Below are 15,427 nucleotides of genomic sequence, written 5' to 3' on the forward strand. Positions count from 1 at the left end.
CGCTGCTCAGTGAGGGGATCGGGGACACGATCCGGGTGTCGTTGTCGGCGCCTCCTGCGGAGGAGGTGAAGGTGGGTCTGCAGATTCTGGAGTCGCTGAATCTGAAGCAGCGGCGGCTGGAGATTGTGTCGTGTCCGTCGTGCGGGCGGGCGCAGGTGGATGTGTACAAGCTGGCGGATCAGGTGAGTGCGGGGCTGGACGGCTTGGAGGTGCCGTTGCGGGTGGCGGTGATGGGGTGTGTGGTGAACGGTCCGGGTGAGGCCCGTGAGGCGGATCTGGGTGTGGCGTCGGGCAACGGCAAGGGTCAGATCTTCGTGAAGGGCGAGGTCATCAAGACGGTCCCCGAATCGAAGATCGTCGAGACCCTCATCGAAGAAGCCATGAAGATCGCCGAACAGATGGAACGCGACGGGGTCCCGTCGGGCGAACCACTGGTGGTGACGGGGTCGTAAGCCCACACACCTGGGAGGCTCCGCATCTCACCACCCATGCTCCAGCAGCCCGGCGGAGCTTTCCAGGTACCCGGTCTCCTCGCTCACCGCGCCGGCCGGCCCTTGGGGCCCGCGCCCTCGCCCTCGCCCGCGCCGAACGGCGGCCGACCTAGAACACGTCGCGCAGGGTCTCCAGGAGGCGGGCGATGTTCGCTTCGTCGCGGCGGTAGTAGGTCCACTTGCCCCGCCGGGTGGCGATCACCAGTCCCGCTTGCCGCAGCATCGCGAGGTACTGCGAGGTGGTCGACTGCCCCAGACCCGCACGCCGCTGGATGTCGGTCACGCAGACACCGATCTCGACGTCGGCGGGCTCCTGGCCGGGGAAACTCATCGGCTCCTTGAGCCACACCAGCATCTGGCGGCGGGCCGGGTTGGACAGGGCCCGGAACACAGCCAGCAACTCCGCTTCCGAGAACACACGGTGATCGTAGCGCAGGCACATATTGACGATTCGCGATATGACGATCTAAGGTCGTCGCATGTCAACTTCGATGCGCGCGGTGGAACTCGTCCGCTTCGGCGACGCGGACACCGCGTTCGCCACCCGAGAGCTGCCAAGACCCGTCCCCGGACCCGGCCAGGTGCTGGTGCGCGTGGTGGCCACGTCCGTGAACCCTCTCGATCTGCAGACCCGGCGCGGCGACTACCGCGACCAGGTGGCGCTGCCCGCGGTGATCGGCAACGACGTGTCCGGCGTGGTGGTCGGGACCGGCCCCGGGGCAGCCGACTTCCGGCCGGGCGACGAGGTCTGGTACCTGGCGCCGGTGTTCGCCGGGCAGGGGACCTACGCCGAGTTCCATGTGGTCGACCAGGCCCTGGTCGCCCCCAAGCCCGCCCGGTTGTCGCACGTCGAGGCCGCCGGTCTCGCGCTCGTGGGCGTGACGGCGTGGGAGGCGCTGGCCGAACGCGCCCAAGTGCGGGTCGGGGAGCGGGTCCTGGTGCACGGCGGAGCGGGCGGGGTCGGCTCGGTCGCCGTCCAGGTCGCCGGCGCGCTGGGAGCCGAGGTGGTGACCACCGCGCGGGCGAGGGATCACGAGTTCGTCACCGGGCTGGGGGCCGACATCGCGATCGACTTCTCGGCCGACGACTATGTGGCGCGGCTGCGCGCGCTGGGCGGGGTGGACGTCGTGCTGGACACGGTGGGCGGGGACACCCTCGCCCGCAGCCCGGAGATCCTCGCCGACCGAGGCCGCGTGGTGTCCGTCGTCGACACCCCCGAACCTCAGAACCTGCTCGCCGCGTGGGGCGTGAACGCGACCTACCACTTCCTCTTCGTCAGCCCCGGCCGGGCGAAGCTCGCGGCCCTCGGCCGACTGGTCGACCAGGGCAGACTCCGGCCGGTCATCGGCGCCGTGCTCCCGCTGGCCGACGTCGCACAGGCGCACACACTGCTGGAAGGCGGCGGCTCGGCCGGCGAGGGCCGCGGACGCCCACGCGGCAAGATCACCGTCGCCGTACACCAGTGAGTGTGCGGGGTGATGTCTACGGGGTGATGCCTGCGGGATGACGTACGTCGTGCCGTACGCGGCCGCGCCGGGCGATCCGGTCCGACGAGCGCGCCGACGGTGGTGGCTCATCCGGATATAAGCCGCAACTTCGCACTGTGAGGACCATCACACGCGATGATGGGCGGGATGGGACAACCAACGAACTCTGTCTCTTGTCTTGAATTCCGATGAACAACATGCCTGCTCCTGACGTCAGCGTGATCGTCGGGGCCTATGAAGCGATGCCCTATCTGATCCGCTGCCTGGAATCGGTTGAGGCTCAGACACTGGGCGCCCAGCGCATCGAACTGATAGCCGTCGACGACGGGTCGACCGACGGCACAGGGGAATACCTGGAGGAGTTCGCGGCCCGCAGCTCCGTCCCGACCCGCGTGGTGCGCCAGGCCAATTCGGGCGGGCCCAGCGGTCCGCGCAATGTGGGGCTGGGCCTGGCCAGGGGCCGGTATGTCTTCTTCCTCGACGCGGACGACTACTTCGCCGACGACGCGCTCGAGAACATGATGGCGATGGCCGACCGGGCCGGCACGGATGTCGTGCTCGGCAAGGTGGAGGGGGTCAACAGAGGCGCCCCCAAGTCCATGTGGAAGCGGACCGCCGACCGCATGGACGTCTACGACTCGCAGATCATCTTCACGCTGAGCGCGCAGAAGCTGTTCCGGCGCGAGCTGATCGAGCGGCTGGGGCTGCGGTTCGACGAAGGACTGCGCACCGGCGAGGACGCCCTCTTCACCATGGAGGCGTACCTCCGGGGCAACGGGGTCTCGGTCTTCGCCGACCGGACCTGCTACTACCTGGTCGGCCGCGACGACGGCAAGCACGTCACCAAGAGCGGCGCCTACACGCACCGCTTCGACTCCGCGCGCGCGATGATGGGGCTCATCCACGACCTGGTCCCGGCCGGTCCGAAGCGCGACCGGCTGCTGGTCAGACCCTTCACGATCGGGCTCATCCAGCAGTTCGGCCCCGGGATCGTGAAGGAGTCCCCGGAGGTCCGCCGGCACAAGCTGGAGCTGGCGAAGCCGCTGATGGAGACGTACTGGTCACCGCAGGTCGCCCGGCGGATCAAGGTCGCCGAACGGCTGCGGCTGGAGTGCGTCGCGCTCGGCCGGCTCGATCTGCTCGACGACATCCTGGCCTACATCAAGGCCGGCACGGAGCCGGAAGTGATCATGCGCGGCCGGGGCCGCACCCTGCACCTCGCCTACCCCCACTTCGGCGACCGCCGCGCCGGTGTCTCCGACGCGGCGTACGAGGTGACGATCCCGGACTGGGTGGGGAAGCCGGGCGGCAAGTCCATCGAGCCGCCCCGCCTCACCCGCCAACGCCGCTCACTGACCCGCCGGCTGGCACGTGGCGTACGTACGTGGGTGAAGGGCATGCCGCAGCGGGGCTAGGCCCTGTCTTCAAGTCCCGCCTGGCCTGCGGGCGGACGGCGCTACTTTGAAGACAGGCCCTAGCTCCCGTCCGGCCTGATCGGCAAGACACGCCCTAGCCCCGGCCCGCCGCCGCCGAGGCGGCCGCGCCCTGGTCGAGGGGGCGCAGCATGCGGCCCGCCACCTGGACTCGGGACGTGCAGCCCAGTTTCTGCATCACCTTGCGCATGTGGTTCACCGCCGTCCACTCCGCGATCCCCAGCCTGCGCGCCACCTCCCGGTTGGTCAGGCCCTCCGTCACCAGCATCGCCACCTCGTGTTCGCGCCGGGTCAGCGAGCCGACGAGGTCCGTGTGGCGTGGCCGGTGTTCGGTCGGTTCGATCAGGGCGAGGGCCAGGGCGACGGCCTCCCCCGGGGTGCACCGGCCGCCCTCCTGCCAGGCCGTGTCGAAGGCACTGCGGCCCATCCGTTCGCCGACCTGGCCGAGCAGGGTCCGGCCGACGGCCCCCGGCTGGCCCGCCAGGGTGTCGCCGACCCGGCGGCGGAGCGCGTCCGCCGCGCCGAGCAGTCGTGCCGCCCGCTCCCACACGGCCGCCGTGCGGCCGTACTTGTGGGTGAGGAGTTCGGCCAGGACCGCCAAGCCCCTTGCCACTTCCGGAAGATCGCCCCGGTCGTGCAGCAACAGCAAGGCCCGGCAGGCCAGTTGTTCCGCCCGGTCATGGTCGTTCTGAGCCCCCGTCAGTCCCGCGAGCGTGAGCTTGGCGCGGGCCGCCGAGCGGGCGTCCTCGGCCCGCTCGAAGAGCCGTACCGCCTCCGTCGCGTGCCGCACCGCCGACGCCGCGTCCCCCCGGTCCCGGCGGACCTCCGCGAGGCGGGCCAGTACTGCCCCCCGGCACCACTGACCACCGCCCCGCGGGTCCAGGTCCGCCAGCACCAGCGTGAGCAGGTTCTCGGCGGCGGGGAGGTTCCGCTGGATCTGGGCGAGCCGGGCCAGGTGGCGGCGTACGGTCGCGATCCCCGGGCCGTCGGCCAGTTCCGTGTACGCCGCCAGCGCCTCGTCCAGCCAGGGCTTGGCGCCCGCGGGGTCGTCCGTCAGGAGCAGCGCCTCACCGAGCGCCTCCAGCGTGGCGAGCCGCACCCGGAGCCGTTCGACACCGAGGCGCACCGCGGCGGACAGCCAGTGCGTGGCGCTCGCCACCTCGCCGCGCAGCAGCCAGTACGGCTGGGCCGCCGTCGCCAGCGTCGCCACCGCCTCGCCGTTGCCCGTCTCGACCAGGAACTCCAGCGCGGCGAGCACGTCCTGGTGCCAGTGATCGAACTGCTCCAGCGCCACTGCCTGTCCGGGCCCCTCCAACTGGCTTCGGATGCCGTGCAGTTGGCGAACGAAGAAGACGGCGTGGTCGGCCCGGACGGGCTCCAGGGCGTCCTGCCGCCTGAGGTGTTCCAGGGCCCGCGCCCGGGAGCCGCGCAGCATCCAGAACCGGATGCTGCCGTCCCGCTGCTCCTCGGTGAGCAGCGCGCTGTGGTCGACCATCTCCTCCAGTGCCTGCCGGGTGACGTCGAGCGGGAGCTCGAAGACACCGGCGGCCTCGGCGACGCCGAAGCTCTCGGTGAACACCCCGAGCCGTACGAGGAGTTCGACCGCCGCCGGTGGAAGTCCCAGCGTGTCCACCCCGGCGCCCGGATCCGTTCCCACGGCCGCTCCCACGGCCGCTCCGGCAGTCGTTCCCGTAGCCATTCCCATGGCCATTCCCGTAGCCGTTCCCGCTCCCGTGTCCGTACTCAGCTCGTCCAGCAGCGCGCGCGGCGAGCTGACCTTCAGCCTTGACGCGGCCAGTTCGATCGAGAGCGGCAGCCCGTCGAGCACCCGGCAGAGCGTGGCGACGGTCTCCCGGTTCTCCTGTGTGAGCCGGAATCCGGGCCGTACCGCCTTCGTACGGTCCACCAGCAGCCGTACGGAGTCGACCTGCCCCAGCCGGGCCAGATCGGCCGTGTCGTGCGGGGTGGGTACCGCCAGTGGGAAGAGCGGGACGCGGTGTTCGCCGTACATCCCGAGCACCTGGGTCCCGACGGTCAGCAGACACAGCCGCCGGGCCGCCGCCGCGACCGCCTCCCACAGCTCGGCGATGCCGCGCGGGGGCCGGTTGCCGCAGTCGAGCACGAGCAGGAGGTCCCGCCCGCCGAGGTACTCCCGCAGCAGATCGAGCGGAGCGCCGTCCGCGCGACCCGGTGCCAGCTCCAGCGCCTCCGCGACCGCGCGGGCGAGCCCGCCGTCGGGGTCCGTGTCCACGAACCGGAGCGTGTCCAGCTCCACATAGCGCCCGCCGTCGGCGAAGTCGCCGGAGGTCTGCTCGAAAAGCGCGCTGGCCAGCCGGCTCTTGCCGACTCCCACCGGGCCGGTGAGCGTGAGGACCTGTCCGTTCGGGGCGGCGGCGCGGGCCTTGAGGTCGGCCAGTTCCGTGTCCCTGCCGACGCGGGAGGTGAGCGCGTAGCGCGCCCGCTGGTGCGTGGCGGGCGGGCTCGTGGAGGTGGGCGTGGACGTGGGTGCGAACTCCGACGCGGACGCGGACGTGGGTGTCAACGCGGACGTGGACGCGGGCCGCGCGGCGTCCCGCACCGGATCGCCGCCCGTCTGCCGCACCATTTCGATGATCCGTATCGTTCCTTTTGTTCCTTCGTTGCTCTGCGCGCGCATTCCGGCCCCCGTGGCTCACATAGGTCGCACGACTGTCTCGTTTGTTTCTCTCTCCCCGGGAACCTCACAGGCCCCGTCCAACGATCGGTCAAGGCTCGGTCAGTGAACGCTCACCGACACCTCTCCAAACACACGAAAGCCGCCCAACCCACCGGGAGTCGAGTCCGGCGAGCGGGCGGCCACATGCCGCGTGTCCCGTGCGCTACGCGGTCCGCACCGGCCCCTCCGCGACAGCGGGACTCCGCCGCCGCGACAGGATCCGTTCCGCCGCCAACTCCCCCGCCTGTACGGCGGCTTCGCTCGTCGGACGCTGGAAGACCCAGTCCCCGGCGAACTCGACCGCCCGCGCGGGCCGGTCCAGGAAGGCGCCCTGCAGCCGCAGCGCGTCCGGGGTCGCCTCGGGCGCCGCGTACGGGAAGCGGTGCACGTACGACCGGCGCAGCGCCGTGCGCAGCTCGGGCACGTATCTCGTGGCGCGTCCGAGCAGCGCCTCGACGACCTCCTCGTCGGGCCGGTCCATCAGCTCGTCGGTGGCGCGGGCCGCCGTCAGCATGCTGACCAGTCCCTGACCGCGCGGCGCCCGGTTGGCGGCCTTGAAGTGCTCGAAGGTCAGCCCGGCCAGATAGCCGTCCTCCTTCTCCGGGATGAGCAGCGCGTAGACCTTCTTCGTACCGCGTGACTGACGGACCGTCAGAGGGCGGTCGACCAGACAGGTCACGCGGATCATCCGGGAGTACGACGTGGCGTCCAGGAAGGGGAGTTCGTCGGCGGGCGCCGACGGATACAGCTTCCTGGCGACCGGCGCCGGCACCGCGAGTACGGCCTCGCGGGCCGTCACCACGCTGCCGTCGGCGAAGACCAGCCGCACGCCCCCCTCGGGGCTCCCCGTAATCTCCTGAACCTCCTGGACGGCTCTCCCGGTGTGCACGGTCAGCCGTTCCGCGACCTTCCGGGCGAGGGAGTCCATCCCGTCCCGGTAGGTGCGCCAGCCGTGCAGCCCCCGGGTGGCGACCATCGTCGCGACCAGCGGCGCGACGCACGAGCGCCGGGTGTCCCAGGCCCAGCCGGTGGCCGCCGCCGGCTGGAGCAGATAGTCGTGCAGGTCGGGGTGTCTGCCGTCGACGAACTCGGCGACCGTACGCAGACCGAGCGGGCTCTCCCCCGGCCGCCGCGTGCTGACCTTGCCCAGGGCCGGCAGCAGTGCGCCCAGCATGCCGGTCATGGCCAGCCGGCCACCGGGCGACAGCCCGGCACCGGTGAGGGTGCCCACCCAGTGCCCGCTGCCCGCGTGCGCCTTGCCGCCGCGCCAGACACCCGCCAGGCTGCCGACCTTGAGCACCCCGCCGTCCCGGTCGAGGCCGACGTCCTTGATCAGCCGCCAGGTGGCCGGGTAGCCGTGCGAGGCCAGGGTCTCGGTGCCCGTCTCGATCAGCCAGCCGTCCTCCTTACGCGCCCGCATCCGGCCGCCGATGTCGCTGTCGGCCTCGAAGACCTCCGGCGCTCGGCCGGCCTCCTTCAGCCGGTACGCGGCGGTGAGACCGGCGATACCGCCCCCGACGACGGCCACATCGACCTGCGTGCCCGGCTGTCTGCCCGGCTGTGCGCTCGTCTCTGCCATGGCTGGTGCGCTCCCTTCTCCACGTATCCCCGACCTCCACGTATCTCCGAGGGCCGACAGGACTGCTGACAGGACTGCCGACAGGACTGCCGACAGGACTCAGGACTTACGTCCAGCGCCCCGTCCCGTACGTCTCCTCGCCCAGCAGCCGTTCGCGCAGCTCGACCCGGCGCACCTTGCCCGTGCTCGTACGCGGGATCTCCTCCAGCGGCAGCACCCGCGGAGCGCCCAGCGCCGGCAGGTCCGCGGTCGCGCGCCGCCACTCCGCCTCGTCCAGCGAGCCGTCCCGGGTGCACACGACGGGCAGCGGCAGCTGCCCGGGGATGCCGATCACGGCGGCCTCCAGCAACTGCGGCAGCCGGTCGGCCAGTACGTCCTCCAGCTCGATGCAGCTCATTCCGGGGATCACGTCCACCTCGCGGTCCAGCAGCCGGAAGGCGCCGGCGGCGGTGCGCAGGCCGTAGTCGCCGGTGTTCCACCACTTGCCGCGCGCCTTGTCGTTCCAGCGCCGCTGCTCGCCGAGGTAGCCGATGCAGCGCCCGTCGGTACGGGTCAGCAGCACACCGGGCTTACCGTTGGGCACCGGCTTCATCGTCGCCGGGTCCACCACCTTCATCCCGGTGAAGCCGGGGATCGGGCGGCCGACGTCGCGCGTGGTGGGGTGCCGGTCACCCTTGGCCGCGAGCGCCCTGCGGGTGAGCAGCCGGAAGGTCATGGGGCCGGTCTCGGACTGGCCCCAGCCCTGGAGCCAGGCCGGGAAGCGCCGCTTGCTGGCGTGCAGGAAGCGGCGGACCGTGGGCGGGTGGATGGCGTCGAAGGTGCTCACGTAGAGCCGTACGTCCGCGTACAACTCCGGTCGTTTCGCGGCCAGTTCCTGCCAGCCGATGTACGTGGCGGGCAGCGCCTCCAGATAGGTCGGCCGCCGTCGCGCGAACATCCGCTCCGCCGTGGCCGGTTGGGCGTCGGCGAGCAGCAGCGCGTCCTTCGGCTCCAGCTTCAGCGTGCCGGTGCTCCAGGTGATCATCCGCATGTGGTTGAAGGGGGTGGCGGTGGCCACCGTGTCGGAACGCTTCATCGCCACGATCGGGAAGCGCAGCGACTCGGTACGGCCGAGGTGGCCGAGGACGGTGTCGACGGAGTGCACCACCAGCTTCGGGACCCCGGTGGTGCCGGAGGTGTGGGTGGCGACCATGGGCTCGTACGCGGCCGTACGGAACACCTTCGGCGTACGCGCCCCGCGCAGGTCGTCCAGCGCGACCGTGCCGGGGAGCGCGGCGCCGACGGTCAGCGTGCGCGGGACGAAGGACTTCAGGTCCACGCCCTGCTCGTCGGCGGAGCGGAGGATGCCGGCGGTGGTGACGAGCAACTGCGCCTCGGCGCGCTTCAGTACGGTGCCGAGGGTCTGGGCCGGGAGACTGCCCGCGATCAGTACGGGGAGGCCGCCGAAGCGGGCGGTGGCGCAGGCGAGGATCAGATAGTCCCAGTGGTTGTCCTTGGCGATGGCGACCCGGTCGCCGGGGCGCGCCCCCGCCTCGTACAGCAGTCCGGCGGTCTCCTGGACCAGCTCGGCGAGGCCGGCGACGGTGAAGTCGGTGCCGGCGTCAGGGGCGATGTCGAAGGGGCGGCTGAGCTGGAAGCGGGTGGTGCGGCCGGCCTGCGCGTGTTCGTCGAAGAGCAGGCCGAGTCCGGTCGGTTTGTTCTTGGTGCCCATGTCGGTGTGTCCTGTCCGGAGTTCGGGCCGCCGGCTCCGCTTGCGTACGGGACGGCGGCCGTCGCCCCTCAGCTCGCGAAGTGGATGAGGTTGGCCAGGACGATGCCGGCGACGCCCGTCCGGAACGCCACCACTCCTCGCCTGCGTGCCAGCAGTGCGTCGCCGTTACGGCTGAAGGAGGTGAACTGGCGCAGCCGAAGCGCCATTTCGGGCAGCAGGGCGGCGAAGAACCACCACGGCGCCCAGCCGACGGCCGACGCCCCGGCGGTCAGCAGCAGGTCGGCGGCGGAGAGCGCGCCGATGAAGATCAGATTGCCGCGGGCCGAGGCGTGCACCGCGACGGTGCTGCGGCCGACGGCCGCGTCGCCGCTGATGTCCTTGGTGTTGGAGTAGCAGGAGACGAGGATCTGCCAGAGCCCGAAGAGCACGGCCTGCACGAGCACGGTGGCGGGCAGGTGCCCGGTGACGAAGCCGTACGGCGCGACGACGATGACCAACGGGCAGCCCATGATGAGGACTTCACCGAGTCCCCGGTAACTGAGCTTGAGCCCCCAGGAATACTGGAAACCGGCGAACAGGACCAGCCCGGTCACGACCAGCGCCCACCCCGGCCGCTCGGGCGCGGCGACGGCGGACGCCGTCCAGAAGACCACGCCCCAGAGCAGACTCAGATACCCGAACCGGGTGGCCTGCGGCACGCTCAGCGCCCCGGTGAGCAGGGGCTTGCGCTCCAGGGGCCGCAACGGAGTCCCGCCGGTGCCGAGGTAGTTGGCGCGGTCGCTGCCGTCCTTGATGCCGTTGACGTCGTCGAGGGCCATGACGGCGGAGATGACGCCGATCTCGCCCAGGAGGAAGAGACCGAGGGTGGTGAGAGTGTCGGGCGCGAACCGCACACCACTGGCGAGCGCGGTCCACAGCACGAGCATGCTGAGGTAGTAGTCGAGGACGAACTCGAACTTGGCCAGCCGCGCGTACGCGACGAAGCGGCCTCGGGCCCCGGAGGCGGGTGCGGCTGTGCGGGGCGAGGCACTGGCGGCCGGGCCTGAGGCGGTGCCGCTGCCACTGCCGCTGCCGTCGGAACCGACCCCGGCCGCCACGTCCGTGGCGCCGTCGGTGCCCGCACCGGTCATGCGCGCTGCGGCGGCGGGGGCGGCGCCAGGGGCGCCCCCGCCGGGAGAGACGCTGCCGGCCGGGCCGGAGGCGGGCGCACCGTCGGTACGGGACGCGTCCGTCGGCGCGTCGGAGTGCGCACCGCGCGCAATGTCGTGACGGACGGCATCGCCGCCCGCGCCGGACGTACGCGTCACGGACGCGGCACCGGCACGCGTGCCACCCGCGGCGCCACGCCGACGGCCGTCGGCTTCCGCTCCGGAGGTGCCCGACGTGCCCGCACTCACCTCGACCGTAGGAGCGGTGGCCACACCGGTACGCACGCCACGCGCAGCGTCGTCACGGACGGCATCGCCGCCCGCGCCGGACGTACGCGTCACGGACGCGGCACCGGCACGCGTGCCACCCGCCGCGCCACGCCGACGGCCGTCGGCATCCGCGTCGGACGTGCCCGCCGGGACGGCATCGGCCGACGCGGCACCCACCCCGCCGGACGGCGAGGCGGTGCCGACGCCGGAACGCGCGGCCTCGTCGCGTACGGCATCGGCGGACGCCGGACCGGCGCCCACCCCCGCCGTCGGAGCGGCGGCCACGCCGGAACGCGCGCCGCGCGCAGCGGCGCCTCCGGCGCCCGCCGGGGCGGCACCGGCCGTCGCCGCACCCACCCCGCCGGACGGCGAACCCGTGCCGGACGGCGAATCCGTATCCATGGCTTCCCCTCTCCCTTCCGCCCTCGTCCTCGGTCAGCCGGCCGTCGTCAGCTTCTCCGCGGCCCGGATGCCCGAGAGCATCGCCGCCTCCGAGATCGGTGCCGTGAAGTAGTCGCCCGCGAAGACCACCGGCGTGTGCTGGAGGCCGATGACCCGGGCCGACATCCGGTAGCGGCCCGGGGCCGGGAGCGGCATCGCGTGGGGGCGGACCGCGATCTCGAACGGTTCCGCGTCCGCCGGGAAGTCCGGCCACAACTTGGTGACCAGCCGGGTCGTCTCCGCGTACTGCTCCTCCGGCGACAGCGCGAGCAGCCGGCGCGTCTCGGCGCGGCCCGGATAGACGAAGGCCAGGTGCTTGTCGACGGAACGCCCCTGCGCGTCCTTGACCTTGCGCGGGAAGGTGATGATCGTCTTCACCGGCGGGTCGTCCGCGCCCGCCGCCACGATGTGCGCCTCGGACGGCATGCTGCTGAAGTCGACCAGGTACGAGACCGACAGCGCGGGCTCGTACACCTGGGTCTCCAGGAACTCGCGGGTGTCACGGCCCACGATGTCGTTCGGCAGCGCGGCCGTCAGCTTCGCGGCGACCGGCGCGGTGGTGGCGACCACGACGTCGTCGAAGACCTCCGAGTGGCTCTCACCGTCCGCCGACCGCGCGGTGATGTGCACCCGGCCGTCCGTCACCTGGAGGTCGGTGACCTCGTGTTCGAGCCGGATGTCGGCGCCCTCGGCGTTGCGCTCGGCGATGACCTCCATGCCGTTGCGGAACACAAAGAACTTCGCGCCGGCGACCTGCGCCTGCATCGCCCGTACGTGCGCGGCGGACACGTCCTCGCAGCGCCACAGCCAGAACGACTCGATCTCTGGCCGCAGCAGATTGTCGAAGCCGCGCTGCGACAGGCTCTTGCGCGCGTACTCCGCCGCCGTCGTGCCGTCGTCGAACGGCGCGAGCTTGACCGGGTCGAAGATGTCGAGCTGCTTGCGCTTGAGCGTCTCCTTCAGCGTCCCGGTGAGGAACCCGATCCGGTCCCGGAGGCCGACGTGCTTGTACGTGAGCAGGCTGCGCAGCGAGTCGGAGAGCAGTTCGGCGGGCTCGCCCTTGTCCACGACGATGACGTTGTTGGACATCTCCACGAGCTGGTCCTCAAGCCCGTACTCGCGAATCCGCTCGAACATCAGCTTGTAGAAGCTGGTGAACCAGAGGTTGATGCCGACGGAGGGCTCGATCTCCGGACGGTGCCACGAACGGGCCCGGCCGCCGAGTCCGGCGGCCGCCTCGAAGATGACCACCTCGCGGCCCGCCTTGATCAACTCCTTGGCGGCGGCGCAGCCGGCCATCCCTCCGCCGATGACAGCGGTCCTCTCACGCTGGCTCATTCGCTTTCCCCTCCAGGGAATGTCTCGGATTGCCCTCGACTGTTGTCGCCCGTAGTCGCCTGTTGTCGCCGCAATTTAGGAGGGGGAAGCGGCCGTTAGATATAGCAGTCACCCAGGAAAGGACCCGCATACACCTGTCATTGTGCGCATTCACGCGCCGGGGGACCGTAGTCGGGGAGCATGCTGCCCAACTGCCTTACGGTGACCCCCCGACCGTGCACCCGGACGGCGCTTCGACCGGGCTCGACCGGACTCGACCGCCGCCCGACCGGGCTCAACCGGGCTCGGACCGCGCCCGGACCGCGCCCGGACCTCGCGCGGACAGCACCGGGACCGCGCCCGACCGGAAGCTCAACTTCCGCTGTTTCGGGCCGGGTTGTCATTGCCAGTGGGTTCGCGCGCTCCCTACCTTGATCGTGTGAACGGGACCGACACGCCGCCCCCAGAATCGGCGTTCCCCCTCGAAAGGTTGCCGAATGTTCGCCTCACTGGCCAGATTCACCACACACCGCAGCAGGCTGGTCCTCTATCTCTCCGGTGTGCTCCTGGTGCTCGCGGGAGCGCTGGGCGGTGGCGTGATATCGACTCTCTCCGCCGGTGGATTCACCGACAGTTCCACCGAATCCGCGCGGACGGCCGAGGTCCTTGACGAACGATTCGGATCCGGCGCCCCCAACCTCACTCTGCTGGTCTCCGACAAGCGGGGAGTCGACGACCCGGCGGTCGGCGCCGCCGGCGAACGGCTCACCGAGCGCATCGGCGCCGAGGACGGGGTCGAACAGGCCCTGTCGTACTGGACGTTGGGCAAGGCCCCGGCCCTGCGCGGCGAGGGCGGCGACAGCGCCATGGTCCTGGTGCGGATCACCGGCGACGAGGACCAGGTGCAGAAGACGCTGGAGAGGATCCAGCCGGAGTACGACGGCACGGTCGAGGGCCTGAAGACCCGCGTGGGCGGCGTCGCGGTCGCCAACAAGGAGATCACGGACACCACCCAGGACGACCTCCTCCTGATCGAGATGGTCACCTTCCCGGTGCTGCTCGTCGTGATGCTGTTCGTCTTCCGCGGTGTGGTGGCCGCGCTGGTGCCGCTGCTGGTCGCCGGACTGACCATCGTGTCCGTCCTGCTGACGCTCCGTATCCTCACCCTCTTCACCGATGTCTCAGTGCTGGCGACCAACGTCGCGACCGGACTCGGACTCGGCCTGGCGATCGACTACGGCCTCATCCTCCTCAAGCGGTACCGGGAGGAGCTGCACGGCGGCGCCGGTACGGACGAGGCCATCGCGACCGCGCTGCGCACCGCCGGCCGCACCGTCCTGTTCTCCGCGGTGACCGTCGCGCTGGCGCTCGCGGGCCTGCTGGTCTTCCCGTTCTACTTCCTGCGCTCCTTCGCGTACGCGGGCATCCCGACCGCCCTGCTCGCGGCGCTCGTCTCCGTCACCTTCCTGCCCGCGCTGCTGAAGGCGCTGGGCCCGCGTATCGACAAGGGCCGTATCCGCGTCCTGGGCCGCGGCAAGGAGGAGCAGCCGCCGAAGCCGGAGGCGCGGCGTTTCTGGTACCGCCTCGCGACGAACGTGATGCGCTTCCCGGTGCCGGTCGCGGTCGCCGTGATCGGCCTGCTGCTCTTCCTCGGCTCGCCCTTCCTGTCCCTGCACATGAGCCTCGCCGACGACCGCGTCCTGCCCGCCGACACCCAGTCGCGGCAGATCAGCGACATCATCCGGGAGGACTTCAGCGCCCAGGAGTCACAGGCGCTGAACGTGGTGCTGAGCGACACCCCGCCGACCGGCGAGCGTTCGGTCGACGCGTACGTGGCGAAGCTCTCCACTCTCGGCAACGTGGCGCGGGTCGACAGCGAGGCCGGTTCCTTCGCGGCCGGTGAGCGGGTGGCCCCGCCCGGACCGGGCTCCGACCGCTTCAGCGCGGACAACAGCACGTACCTCTCGGTGATCCCCAAGAGCGAGTCGCTGAGCGAGGAGGGCGAGAAGCTGGTCAAGGACATCCGGGCGGCCGAGGCACCGTACGACGCGCGGGTCGGCGGTCCGGCGGCGGAGCTGGTGGACTCCCTCGACTCCATGTACGACCGGCTGCCGACGGCGCTCGCGATCATCGGTGTCACGACGTTCGTCCTGCTGTTCCTGTTCACCGGTTCGCTGGTGCTGCCGCTGAAGGCGCTGGTCCTCAACTGCCTCAGTCTCAGCGCCACGTTCGGTGTGCTGGTGTGGGGCTTCCAGGACGGCCATCTGGAGGGCGTCGTCGGCGACTTCGTGGTCACCGACACGATCACCTGGACCGTGCCCGTGCTGCTGTTCTGCATCGCATTCGGCATGTCGATGGACTACGAGGTGTTCCTGCTCTCCCGGATCAAGGAGGAGTGGGACCGGTCGGGGGACAACCAACTGGCGGTGGCACGCGGGCTGGAGCGCACCGGCGCGATGGTGACCGCCGCGGCGGGACTGATCGCCATCGTGTGGCTGGGCTTCGTCCTGTCCGGGATCTCGTACCTCAAGGCCATCGGCCTGGGCCTGGCCGTCGCGGTCCTGATGGACGCGACGCTGGTACGGGGCGCGCTGGTGCCCGCGTTCATGCGGCTGGCGGGGCGTGCGAACTGGTGGGCGCCGGCACCGCTGGCGCGCTTCCACAAGAGGTTCGGGCTGCGCGAGACGCCGGACGCGCCGGGCCCGTTCGCGGAGGCGTCCGCGACGACGGGGTCCAAGGGGAACGCTGGGCCCGAGGGGAACGCGGACGGGCAGTCGACACGCGAGAGCGTGCACTGAGGACGGAACACACCGCCCCCGCTGACGGCTGTGGCCCGCCCCCGCGCGCATCACGCG

10 protein-coding genes are annotated in these 15,427 nt (G+C 71.3%); 4 read left to right on the forward strand and 6 right to left on the reverse strand.

Translation table 11 applies throughout. The annotated features are described in order from the left end of the window. Nucleotides 1-452, forward strand: a 452-nt coding sequence (locus tag ACFUN8_RS32895) for a flavodoxin-dependent (E)-4-hydroxy-3-methylbut-2-enyl-diphosphate synthase (RefSeq protein ID WP_383645795.1), incomplete at its 5' end; no start/stop codon positions are given. A gap of 148 nt (nt 453-600) precedes the next feature. Here the strand turns inward: ACFUN8_RS32895 and ACFUN8_RS32900 are convergent. Beyond that, complete coding sequence (locus ACFUN8_RS32900; RefSeq protein WP_383645798.1) at nt 601-909, reverse strand: ArsR/SmtB family transcription factor; 309 nt, start codon at nt 907-909, stop codon at nt 601-603. A 61-nt stretch (nt 910-970) separates the two neighbouring features. Here ACFUN8_RS32900 and ACFUN8_RS32905 point away from each other — a divergent pair, with 61 nt between their 5' ends. Both ACFUN8_RS32905 and ACFUN8_RS32910 read left to right on the forward strand, forming a co-directional pair. Continuing rightward, nucleotides 971-1,957, forward strand: a complete 987-nt coding sequence (locus tag ACFUN8_RS32905; RefSeq protein ID WP_383645800.1) for a zinc-binding dehydrogenase — start codon at nt 971-973, stop codon at nt 1,955-1,957. Nucleotides 1,958-2,166: 209 nt separating this feature from the next. After that, nucleotides 2,167-3,393, forward strand: coding sequence for a glycosyltransferase family 2 protein (locus ACFUN8_RS32910; protein ID WP_383645802.1), 1,227 nt, complete (start codon nt 2,167-2,169; stop codon nt 3,391-3,393). A 94-nt stretch (nt 3,394-3,487) separates the two neighbouring features. Here the strand turns inward: ACFUN8_RS32910 and ACFUN8_RS32915 are convergent, their stop codons facing one another. From ACFUN8_RS32915 to ACFUN8_RS32935, 5 genes are all read right to left on the reverse strand, one after another. Further along, nucleotides 3,488-6,016: an ATP-binding protein gene (locus tag ACFUN8_RS32915; protein ID WP_383645805.1), complete on the reverse strand. Its 2,529-nt coding sequence runs from the start codon at nt 6,014-6,016 to the stop codon at nt 3,488-3,490. 253 nt (nt 6,017-6,269) lie between these two features. Then, nucleotides 6,270-7,685 carry a protoporphyrinogen/coproporphyrinogen oxidase gene (locus tag ACFUN8_RS32920; RefSeq protein WP_383645808.1) on the reverse strand — a complete coding sequence of 472 codons (1,416 nt, stop codon included), beginning with the start codon at nt 7,683-7,685 and terminating at the stop codon, nt 6,270-6,272. A gap of 106 nt (nt 7,686-7,791) precedes the next feature. Next, entirely contained in the window at nt 7,792-9,396 is a 1,605-nt protein-coding gene (locus ACFUN8_RS32925; RefSeq protein ID WP_383645811.1) for a class I adenylate-forming enzyme family protein, read from the reverse strand. A 68-nt stretch (nt 9,397-9,464) separates the two neighbouring features. Beyond that, nucleotides 9,465-11,216, reverse strand: a complete 1,752-nt coding sequence (locus ACFUN8_RS32930) for a prenyltransferase (protein ID WP_383645813.1) — start codon at nt 11,214-11,216, stop codon at nt 9,465-9,467. A gap of 33 nt (nt 11,217-11,249) precedes the next feature. Then, nucleotides 11,250-12,593 carry an FAD-dependent oxidoreductase gene (locus ACFUN8_RS32935; RefSeq protein WP_383645814.1) on the reverse strand — a complete coding sequence of 448 codons (1,344 nt, stop codon included), beginning with the start codon at nt 12,591-12,593 and terminating at the stop codon, nt 11,250-11,252. 476 nt (nt 12,594-13,069) lie between these two features. On the opposite strand from ACFUN8_RS32935, the gene ACFUN8_RS32940 reads away from it, so the two are divergent. After that, complete coding sequence (locus ACFUN8_RS32940) at nt 13,070-15,370, forward strand: MMPL family transporter (protein WP_383645818.1); 2,301 nt, start codon at nt 13,070-13,072, stop codon at nt 15,368-15,370. Nucleotides 15,371-15,427 lie beyond the last annotated feature (57 nt).

It is taken from the genome of Streptomyces sp. NPDC057307, from assembly GCF_042667665.1.
Lineage (GTDB): Bacteria > Actinomycetota > Actinomycetes > Streptomycetales > Streptomycetaceae > Streptomyces.

Bases quoted from the DNA above. Each gene is read 5' to 3' on its own strand.
- ACFUN8_RS32915 (WP_383645805.1), bottom strand. From the start codon at position 6,016: ATGGTGCGGCAGACGGGCGGCGATCCGGTGCGGGACGCCGCGCGGCCC.
- ACFUN8_RS32930 (WP_383645813.1), bottom strand. From the start codon at position 11,216: ATGGATACGGATTCGCCGTCCGGCACGGGTTCGCCGTCCGGCGGGGTG.
- ACFUN8_RS32935 (WP_383645814.1), bottom strand. From the start codon at position 12,593: ATGAGCCAGCGTGAGAGGACCGCTGTCATCGGCGGAGGGATGGCCGGC.
- ACFUN8_RS32940 (WP_383645818.1), top strand. From the start codon at position 13,070: ATGTTCGCCTCACTGGCCAGATTCACCACACACCGCAGCAGGCTGGTC.
- ACFUN8_RS32910 (WP_383645802.1), top strand. From the start codon at position 2,167: ATGAACAACATGCCTGCTCCTGACGTCAGCGTGATCGTCGGGGCCTAT.
- ACFUN8_RS32920 (WP_383645808.1), bottom strand. From the start codon at position 7,685: ATGGCAGAGACGAGCGCACAGCCGGGCAGACAGCCGGGCACGCAGGTC.
- ACFUN8_RS32925 (WP_383645811.1), bottom strand. From the start codon at position 9,396: ATGGGCACCAAGAACAAACCGACCGGACTCGGCCTGCTCTTCGACGAA.
- ACFUN8_RS32905 (WP_383645800.1), top strand. From the start codon at position 971: ATGTCAACTTCGATGCGCGCGGTGGAACTCGTCCGCTTCGGCGACGCG.